Source organism: Paenisporosarcina sp. TG-14 (genome assembly GCF_000297555.1).
Lineage (GTDB): Bacteria > Bacillota > Bacilli > Bacillales_A > Planococcaceae > Paenisporosarcina > Paenisporosarcina antarctica.
Genome location: NZ_AMGD01000074.1, coordinates 40,764 through 51,064, shown reverse-complemented (window position 1 = coordinate 51,064; position 10,301 = coordinate 40,764). Strand labels below are relative to the sequence as shown.

The 10,301-nt window shown below is 34.0% G+C and carries 9 protein-coding genes; 6 read left to right on the top strand and 3 right to left on the bottom strand.

Translation table 11 applies throughout. The annotated features are described in order from the left end of the window. Positions 1 to 183 precede the first annotated feature (183 nt). From C406_RS0117315 to C406_RS21155, 4 genes are all read left to right on the top strand, one after another. Positions 184 to 1,227, top strand: coding sequence for a DUF2332 domain-containing protein (locus tag C406_RS0117315; protein ID WP_017381923.1), 1,044 nt, complete (start codon positions 184 to 186; stop codon positions 1,225 to 1,227). A gap of 488 nt (positions 1,228 to 1,715) precedes the next feature. Further along, positions 1,716 to 1,901: a hypothetical protein gene (locus C406_RS0117310; RefSeq protein WP_017381922.1), complete on the top strand. Its 186-nt coding sequence runs from the start codon at positions 1,716 to 1,718 to the stop codon at positions 1,899 to 1,901. A gap of 209 nt (positions 1,902 to 2,110) precedes the next feature. Then, on the top strand, positions 2,111 to 2,239 hold the full coding sequence (locus C406_RS21305; protein WP_017381921.1) for a hypothetical protein: 129 nt from the start codon (positions 2,111 to 2,113) through the stop codon (positions 2,237 to 2,239). A gap of 29 nt (positions 2,240 to 2,268) precedes the next feature. Next, entirely contained in the window at positions 2,269 to 2,511 is a 243-nt protein-coding gene (locus tag C406_RS21155) for a DUF4181 domain-containing protein (RefSeq protein ID WP_017381920.1), read from the top strand. A 164-nt stretch (positions 2,512 to 2,675) separates the two neighbouring features. Here the strand turns inward: C406_RS21155 and C406_RS0117300 are convergent, their stop codons facing one another. Continuing rightward, on the bottom strand, positions 2,676 to 4,268 hold the full coding sequence (locus C406_RS0117300; protein WP_017381919.1) for a long-chain-fatty-acid--CoA ligase: 1,593 nt from the start codon (positions 4,266 to 4,268) through the stop codon (positions 2,676 to 2,678). Positions 4,269 to 5,625: 1,357 nt separating this feature from the next. On the opposite strand from C406_RS0117300, the gene C406_RS0117295 reads away from it, so the two are divergent. Continuing rightward, positions 5,626 to 6,153, top strand: a complete 528-nt coding sequence (locus C406_RS0117295; RefSeq protein WP_017381918.1) for a hypothetical protein — start codon at positions 5,626 to 5,628, stop codon at positions 6,151 to 6,153. A gap of 1,358 nt (positions 6,154 to 7,511) precedes the next feature. On the opposite strand, the gene C406_RS0117280 is transcribed toward C406_RS0117295, so the two are convergent. After that, complete coding sequence (locus C406_RS0117280; protein WP_017381915.1) at positions 7,512 to 7,694, bottom strand: hypothetical protein; 183 nt, start codon at positions 7,692 to 7,694, stop codon at positions 7,512 to 7,514. Between the two features lie 591 nt (positions 7,695 to 8,285). Between C406_RS0117280 and C406_RS0117275 the strand changes: the two genes are divergently transcribed. Next, positions 8,286 to 8,864, top strand: coding sequence for a CBO0543 family protein (locus C406_RS0117275; protein WP_017381914.1), 579 nt, complete (start codon positions 8,286 to 8,288; stop codon positions 8,862 to 8,864). Between the two features lie 1,237 nt (positions 8,865 to 10,101). Here C406_RS0117275 and C406_RS20590 read toward each other — a convergent pair. Beyond that, on the bottom strand, positions 10,102 to 10,248 hold the full coding sequence (locus tag C406_RS20590) for a hypothetical protein (RefSeq protein WP_017381912.1): 147 nt from the start codon (positions 10,246 to 10,248) through the stop codon (positions 10,102 to 10,104). Positions 10,249 to 10,301 lie beyond the last annotated feature (53 nt).

Below are 10,301 nucleotides of genomic sequence, written 5' to 3'. Positions count from 1 at the left end.
ATCACTCCCTCCTACTCGATTATCCAAACACACTGTCTTATCTTGAGATGGTAGTCACAAGTGAGATTCTTTCTATAAATAACATATTATTTCGGTTTTTTTATTGAAATAAAAGGAAAAATGCATAAATGTGGTAAAATAGTGTTTAGGCAATACTTTTATTATGAAATGAGGAGTGATAATTTGTTAACTAGAGAAGTAATATCACATCTGTTTGTAAATTTCTCTGAAAAAGAATGCAAAAATTCAAGTAAATTATATGAGTTCTTGTCCTTAAAAATTGCGAAAGATATAGAACTTCTTGAGCTTTCCTTAAACTCGAGAAACGGTCAACCTATACCTAATTTGCTTTTCGGTGCTGTTCATTATCTACTTTTAAAAGGTAAAGACCACAAATTAAAAGAATACTATCCTAGTATGGTCGTTGAAGCAAAGGCATATAACGAATCATTTGATTCCTTTAAAGACTTTTGTTTAGTACACAAAAATGAACTAATTCAGATATTACAAACAAAGCTTGTTCAAACAAACGAGGTCCGAAGATGTGCTTACCTTTATCCAGCTTTTAGTTTCATTTACGAGAAAACCAATAAACCATTGGCACTTATCGAAATTGGAACTAGTGCAGGGTTACAATTACTGTGGGATAAGTATTCATATTCATATAAGGCTGATGAAGTTGTGGGAGACAAAAATTCAAAACTAAGCATTACTTCAGAAGTAATGGGTGACAATACACCATTTTTATATCCAACTCCTCCACCCATTTCAAACAGAATTGGTATTGATTTAAATATAGTTGATCTAAATGATCAAGAAGAATATGTATGGCTGAAATCATTAATTTGGACTGAGCACAAAGAGCGACTAGAGATGTTTGAACGTGCAGCTAGTTATATCAAAGACTATCCAGTTCAATTAATAGAAGGTGATGGGGTAGCATTACTAAGTGAAATTGTTGAAAATGTGCCTGCGGATAGCACAATTTGTATTTTCCATACTCATGTGGCAAATCAAATGTCGCTAGAAACCAGAAATTCATTGTTAACCACTGTAGAGTCAATTGGAATGAAAAGAGATGTATTTCATATTTACAACAATATTCAAGATAGAAATTTGCATTTAGATTATTATTTAAATGGAATTGAATATAAGCAAACAATTGCTGAAACAGATGGTCACGGTAGATGGTTTAAATGGTTACTTGGAACTGAATTGCCAGTATAGTAGCAAGAAATCAAGTACTCCCAAGTTAAATTTCCATAGAAAAAAACTAGGTTTCCGGTTCGCTATGGACGGCAAAGCTGCTGCAACCATAACCTAGAGAATGAAAGCGAGAATCGAAGTGAAGTTGTCACTTCGATTCTCGCCCGTTCATATAGGTAATCCTGCGGCGGATGTGCGTCCGTCGCTCTCCAAAAACCTGGACGTGCACAGATCTTTGATTTTGGGTTAACTAGTGAATGGACACTTACTGCAAAAAGACAATCGGCCGAAGATGAAATTTCGGCCTCTACATGCATTCTTTATAATAGCTACAATTCCATAAACCCACATTTTTGAAAAGTTAGGTTTCGCATATTTTCCGAATCCACCGAGGAAAATATAGTCTAGTTCATAACGTTAGATGGAACGAGAAATGACGGGAAAACTGTCACGTTCCGTTTGGAGCAGAGGAAATAGTAGGAATATTTCTGCAATTGGAGGTGTTTCTTTTGAGACCTAGCAGTCATGAAATTATGGATAAACTGGATACAGACTATATTGATGCAGAGTTGAAGGACTTGTCGTTTGACCACGCAAATCATTTAGTACAAATGAGGTATGGTGATCCAGGAGGGAAAGATTCGGATTCTACTATTTCATTTGTGGATTGTTTATCTGTAACTTTTAATAAGTGACATACAGGAGAGATAAGTTTCTTTGTTCACGAAATCACCATTGAGGATATTGAAATTGACGGAATTCAATTTTATAAATGCACGATGGTAATACCTATGATGGACTGTCAAATTACCTGTTTAATGATTGAAATGAATAACTAATTGTACAACTAACATGTGCTTTTACATCTATAGGTGTAGGTCACTTTAATATCGGGAGGTTGCATATGTTTTGGATAAAGGTGGTACTCTTCTTATTGATGGTGCTTGGCTTAATTATGGTAGTAAAGCTTCTTTTGAGAAAAGTACTTAAGATTGAAAAAGAAAAAAATCCTTTTTTTCTTACAACCACATAAACAATTTGCACAGGAAAATTGATTGGGGTATGAGAATTACTTCTGTTATTGTAATTATAATTACCAATATGTTGGTGATAGTTGAAAATTATCCGAATTATTTTTTACTACTACCTATTTTCATCATTGTACTAGATTATCCAATAAGAGCTTTTTTTGAGAGGAAATATTCGCAGAACCCAAAACAATACATTCTAACACTTAGCGAAGAGGTAATAGTGTTACTTGCCTTAGTAATAGTCATTCAATTTAATTATGATTTAATTATTTAATAATAAAAATGAGCTTGGAGAAACATTTCCAAGCTCATTTTCTTATACAAAATTCCAGTAGTATAAACACATTTCTTGTTTAAATAATGCCCGTGTTCACTCATCCCAATAATAAACCCGCCCAGGAACAGTTGTCCATAGGCGGGGAAGGTTCTACTATTAAATTAATTCACTTTCTTCGAGCTATTCCAATACATTTCTCTCAAACGGAATTTCTGTAGTTTGCCGGTTGCTGTTTTTGGCAATGATTCCACGAATTCCACTTCTTTTGGTGCTTTGAAATGGGCCATGATGGAGCGGCAGTAGCTGATGATTTCTGTTTCTGTTACTTTTGCACCCGGGTGGAGTACGATTATTGCTTTTGGTATTTCTCCCCATTTTTCATGAGGAACGGCAATGACGGCTACTTCCAAAACGTCGGGATGCTTGTAAAGCACGCCTTCAATTTCTGTAGAAGAAATATTCTCCCCACCTGAAATAATTAAATCTTTAATACGATCTTGGATCTCAATGTATCCATCTGGATAAGTTACAGCCAAATCGCCTGTATAGAACCAACCGTCTTTAATCGCTTCTGCCGTTTTTTGTGGATCCTTATAATACCCTGTCATGACAACATTTCCGCGGGTTACAATCTCGCCCATTTCCTTGCCGTCCCATGCAACTTCTACTCCTTCAGGGTTTAAAACTTTTGTTTCCCCGTTAAACGCAAGTTCGATGCCTTGTCGCGCTTTGATTGAAGCTTGTTCATCTTTTGTTTTTGATTCGAATTCCTTTTTCCATTCACAATACAAGATGAATGGAGACGTTTCCGTTAAACCGTAAACATGGATCATATTCAAGCCAAGAATTTCCTGCGCTTTTTGAATAAGAGCGGCTGCGGGAGGTGATCCTGCAGTTGCCATTCGCAGTTCGGTCTTTAATTGAACTTCTTTTGCTTTCGGATCGTTTACCAACATATTCACAATGGTTGGTGCACCACATAGTAAGGAAATATTTTCACTTTCAAATAAATCAAGAATTAAAGATGTATCTACTTTTCGCAAGCACACATGTGTACCACCTGCTGCAGTTAGCGCCCAAACGCCACCCCAACCATTCGCGTGGAACATCGGTAACGTATGAAGATAGACATCATCATGTTTTACATTTAAATGATATAAGAAATTCGCTGCATTCATATAATTGCTGCGATGTGGTAACATGACGCCTTTTGGTTTTGACGTTGTGCCACTTGTGTAATTCAAAGTTAGCATTTGGTTTTCATCAATGTCTACCACAGGAAGTGCAGTGTTGCTGTCTGACTGAACAAGGAATTGCTCATATTCTACAGCTTTTAATGAAGACGTTTGACCAGGTACTTTCACGATAACAAATTCTTCAAAACTTAAATTCCCTGCGATTTCTTCAATTAATCCGCTGAATTCTTCATCGATAATGAGCATTTTGGCATCACTATGATTGATGATGTACTCCAAATCAGCTGATGTTAAGCGATAATTCAATGGCACCATGACCGCGCCAATTTGGCAAATGCCGTAAAAACATTCGAGCATATAATGTGTATTCGGCAACATGACAGCAACATGATCGCCTTTTCGAATGCCTGATTCATGTAGGCCAATTGAAAGTTGGTCTGTGCGTTCTCCAAACTCCTTGTAGGTAAATTTCTTTTCCTCATCTATTACAGCAATTTTTTCAGGGTAATACTTTACCGCCCTGCGCTTCCAATCGAGTGGAGTTAATGGAGAGAACATTGAACATCTTCCTTTCTGAGTTCCCTTATTCGATAGAATAGTAGGATTGTATGTATATTCTACCATATTATTTGAAAATACCGAAAATTCTACGAAAAAAGATTTATGGAAATTTAGAATGCTTGAAAGAAGGATTTCCACACTGCATACTCTGAATTTTTCGGATCGCTATGGACGGTAAACCCGCTGCAACCATAACCTAGGGAATGAATGTGGAAATCTCCAAGTGAAAGACGTATTTTCTATACTGTATCGACTATGGTTTCCGGTTCGCTATGGACGGCACATCCACTGCAGGATAACCTAGGAATGAAGAAAATTATGCGGTGGGTCTGCATCCGTCTCTCTCCTGCAACCTTTTCGAGCGCAGATCTTTGATTTTGGTTAAGAATGGACACTTGCTGCAAAAAGACAATCGGCCGAAGATACAATTTCGACCTCTATTTGCATTCTTTATATTATCTACAATTCCCATAAACCCATATATAAAAAGTAGAGTTTCGTATACTATCCTGATCTTAAGTCAGACAACAATGTCCCTGGATTTATGGACTTCATCTGCAAGTGAACTCAAACAGGAGCGCAGCGAAAACAAAAGCATTTCAAGCCTTTGCAAAACAGTGTGGAAAGGGACTAATTTGGAGCCATTTCGCTGTCGCTACATGACTTTTTTATGCCAGTGAAGGTGTTTTTAATAAAATTCGTCAATTTAATAATAGCTGTATCAGCAAGTTAACTAGACTGTGAGACGTGTTTGGCCGATAAACACCTCAAGTTGGCCGATAAATTTTTATAATCAATAGAGACCCTCAAAAATCGTCTCATGAAACAAGTTGACTAGCTATTGAGATGATTCACTGCTGATTCCCGCTAGCTTTAATTACGTACAATCCCATTTTTTACAGATCTGGATAATATGTTTTTCAGGAGCGCAGCGAAAATAAAACCATTTCATGCCTTTGCAAAACAGTGTAGAACGGGACTAATTGACTTTTTTCTGTAAGTGAAGGTTTTTTTATTAGAGATCGACCATTTATTAGTAGCTGTTTCATCAAGTTAACTAGGCTGCGAGACGTGTTTGGCCGATAAATTTTTATAATCAATAGAGACCCTCAAAAATCGTCTCATGAAACAAGTTGACTAGCTTTGAGATGGAGTCCACTTGATGAATCATTGTTATAGAAATTAAAGGAAAATATAGTGTGGTGCTATTTGTTTGAAATAAATAAATCTTGTACTTTAGCTAATAAATGCTTTACGTCTATAAGAATGATAGTATCTTGTTTAACTAACCAAACTTGGCATTGAAGAGTGATCTTGTTTCTATAACATTTATAACTTATAGGAGGAATAAACAGTGATTAAGTTAATTAAAAAAGTAGATAATGAGTTGATTTATTGGGAAGCTTGGAAAGACGGTAAGACAGTAACCGTACACTTTGGTGTTGTTGGAGATATTGGTGGAACAGAAGAAGTAAAATTAAAGTTATTTGAAAAAGCAGAAAAGGTAATAGGAATATTAGCTAAAGAGAAGTTGGATGAAGGGTATGAACACCTTGATGAAGAGGAGTTAATCGAGCTTGTAGTCCAATATCGTTATGAAGAAGATCAAATGGAAGAAGCACATGAAAGAAGACAGTTGGTTGAAGAATTGATGAATGACTGTTTAGGTTGGACTGGAAATGGTTCGAGCGATGGGGGAGACATTGGTAGTGGTAGTACGAACGTCTTCAACTATGTGATTGATGTCCAAAGAGCTTTAAAAACGACAATTGAGGAATTATCTAATAACCAGTTATTAGATAATGTTAAAATCGCCTTTTTAGATGAAGATGAAGAATATGTTGCTCTGTATCCAAAAGATACTGATTTTGATATTACATAAAATACATAAAACAAAAGAAGATTTAAACAATGTTTGAACAGCAAATCTGCTGCATACCTAAAAATAGAACAAGTGCGAAGTGACAAATAAAGTCACTTCGCACTTGTTCTATATAACACAAAAATAGTGCGACTGGTGTTCACGCATTCATAGAAAACCTTTTAGAAAATAATGATATAGAAGAGATGACCGGAAGAGATTACATCATAAGTAATCTTTATAATTGTTCCACTACCAAGTGTATGATTTTAAAATAAATTAGCTGCTTAGGCATTGTTTCAAGAAATGGTAAACCAATAGATTGGAGTTGTAAAATGAAGAAAAATAGTTTAACAATCTTTATTTATGTACTGCTTTTAGTAGGTGGAATTATTACATTTTTCATCATATTTAAAGACGTTGATAGTTCTTTTTCTTTTGTATTTATTAGTGGCTATATGATATTTCTGGTTCTCTCTGTTTTTTATTTTATTATTGCCATAATTATCAATATGAAGAAATTGAAATGGAGAGAAATAAGAAATAGACTGTTAAAATTTATTGCATATTTTATTTTTCTATGTACGATCTCCTATCTTGTTGGTTATATGTATAAACCGTTACAATCGGATTTGTCTACGATAGTTATAAACTCCATCAGTTTATCTTTTGCGTTCGTTTTTGTTGACCTAGTCTTTTTTAAAGAGAAACGTAGTTAATGCTAGTGTGATTTCTAGCCGAAAATAGGCTCTCTAGACAAACAGAATGAAATTATCCTGCACAATTAACGCGCAAAAATTTGTAGAGTATCCCGTAGTTTTTTAAAGGAGATCATTGGATGAAAAGAGAAGGAAAGAGTAAAAAGAAAAAAGAAAAAAGAAGGTATTCTAAATTACATATTCGGTGAAATTAAAGATTCATTTATGTTTGTAGTAATTTCAGAAATCATATTGTTTATACCGAGATTGATAATACGTTTAATTAGACATATGTTTTAACTTAAGGAAAATGATGAATTGGTAAAAGACAATTGGAGTTAAAAAGTTACATCTAGAAGTAATTAAGGCAGCTGGTTAAATATATAAGCACTGACAAAAAAGCTTCGTAAAGTGATGGAAAGACTCACCACAGGGACATTGTTACAAATAAACCAATAGCTCCAGCAACCAAATAGGAATATCCAAGTACAGTACTATATCTATTTGTAGCTTTCTTGAAAAATAAAAAATAAAGCCCAAACCCAATAATAATTATGGTTAATACGAGGCTCATAATATTAAATAGCATCATGTAAAATCACATCCCTTTGAAAAGCAGCCATGAAAGGCAGCGGAATCTTTAGCCTAAGTATCCGTCATTTCAATAAGTATTTTTATAGTTCAACTTACAGGCTTTTTGTTTTTTGTTTTACCCATTGAATAGAAGGCTATCGCTGCTATAAATAAACCTGTATTTAACCATAGAGCTAGTCCATTCCAATCCCCATTGAAAAAGGTAATATTAGTAAGCGTGACGAGGTGCATTAAAACAATTAGGATTAATAAGACAGTTGATGTTTTCAAATTTTCACTCCCTTTAGTCAGTTTTAAAATTCAGAAAATTAATATCTTAAAGCATAACATGCGTTTAAAGATAAAAATATCTTAATTGGATATATTTACACTATTTTTTTATTGAATTAACCTGCCGTTAGTTCCAACAAGAAAATGGATGATAGCACCATATGTAACAAGCGCAATAGATGTTCGAAACATTATATCCGAAGGTGCTTTAGTTGAACACGCATGAAGTTAACTAATTCCTCATCCAGTTGTTAAGTCAACTGGTTATGCATAAGGCATACACTCACGTGTGGAAGTGATCTTTAACTAAAGCGCAGTTTGCATCCAAAAATAAAGTTTGGTATATATTGGTTATTGCGAATTTTAGGTGGGAACGACTACTATAGATCGGGTGTTTTTACTTGTTATCGTTAGAATAAGATCCTTTCTGGTTCTAAATTCGTCAATTTTCCACCTATAATCTTGAATGATTATAGAACAAACAACGCCATCAATTTTAAATAATATTCCTTATTTACATAGGTGCAGTATAGGTAAACAATAATATGGTTAAATTACTTGATAAATACTAAATTTTGAGGTGGGTTTTATATGCAGGAAAAACAATCGAAAGATTTAAGTCAAATTAGATCTTTGGAAGAAGGACTAACCCAATTACAGATAAAGCATTGGCAAACCTTTTCAGGCTTTGATACCTGGCAACTCTGGTTCATAATAGTGATGATGATTGTATCTCTAGTTGTATTATTTATTTTAATTGATAAAAAAAATATTTTGCTTCTTGGTTTTTTCGGACTTAATTATCATGTCTGGTTTCATTATACAAATGCAATTGGTATTAGAATGGGTTTGTGGGAATACCCTTATCAAATGATACCCTTTTTACCAAGCTTTGCCTTAGATGCCGCATTAGTTCCTGTTAGTTATATCTTGTTATACCAATGGACACTGAAACATGATAAAAATATTTACCTGTACTCGTTACTATTGTCTGGCTTTTTTGCTTTTATCTTTAAACCAATTCTTGTTTCTTTAGACTTTTTCCACATGTATAAGGGAATAAACTATTTACACCTATTCTTATTTTACATGATATTTCTTATTGTATCTAAACTCATTACAAACCTGTTTGTATGGTTGCAACAAAAGCAATATGAAAATAAAACTTAGCCCCAAATTATTCACGGAATAGATTGTCTGCTAATAATAAACTACAAAATGACTAGGATTCTGAAATTAAAGTTCACTTTGTGTTTGTACATATAGGATCCCTCAACTTTTTTGTTTTTTTGTCGTAATTAAAACATATCAAAGTTAGGGATTGTTTTCACTTAAAAAGTGAAAACAAAAAAGTGAGAAACTCTTAGAGTGATAAGAGTTTCTCGCTTTTTTGTTCTCTTGTATGAATAATTACAATCTCATATCCATTGTAAAATCCAGAATGAAATCCCGGGTCATCTATTATATCCCCTTTAACAGGACGAATATTGAATTCAAATGTTTTCATCATTTATTCTTGTCTATTATGTTCTTGAACAAATGTTATAAAAATCATCAAATTTATTTTCATTTCTAAATGCGAGCTGTTCATCTTTTCTTTCAATAAAGCGTCAAGACAAGGTTTTACAACCTATGTAGCATGCGAAACCCTGCTATCAAGCTCAATAGAAAATGGAATTGCCCGCACTTTAAAACTAGCAGAAATGGGCCGAAATTGTATCTTCGGCACATTCCTTTTTAGGCAATAATTGACCATTCACTAGTAAACCAAAATCAAAGACCTATTCACGTGAAGGCTGAAGGCGAGAGACGGACGCATACCCGCCGCAAGATTGCCTTAAGAAGGCTATGAACATCTTGATGAAGAGGAGTTATTCGAGAGGTTCTTCAACTAACTGGTTAGTTGAAGAACAAGCTGCCTTTTACATGGCAATCTTTCTTATGAACCTAATTGAATACTTCCCAATCGTGGTGTTATGACAATCTGTGATGTATACGCGATACAAGCCAGTTGCGCAAACGAATCATGTTTTGCACATTGAACATCCAGTATCTTCTTCAACTAATCTTTAACATTGTGTTACTATAATAATTCTTAATATTTAAATAGTTAAAAGGGAGATTACAATTATGAGAAAAATAGCTTTAGTATTTTCCATATTAATTGGCGGTATAATGGTCAGTATAACTAGTAATAATTTAGGAGAACAAGGCAATCAAATCATTCATTTAATTTGAGCCGTTTTTTTAATAGGTGCATTTATCACTCTATTAACTATGATTTATAAAAAAAGTTTAATAAAATAAATTTAGGGAGAATTCTGTTCTTGTTGCTATTATCAATTTTAGTATTTGCTAATTTATCGCCAACCCTGGCTAATGCACAACAAAATGACCCACGTGTTTATCATCCCAAACGCAATTCACTCTCTTCCAAAGCATTATTGACTTCTTTATAACCAACCTCAAGAAATTTTTTCTCGAATCGATTATTATTTGATTTAATTGCATTTACTACAAGAAATACAAGAACCCAAGTTAAAATAAAAATCATGATTTTTTCACCTATGAACACATCTCTTAGTTAATTTATGTAAAACAGAATTT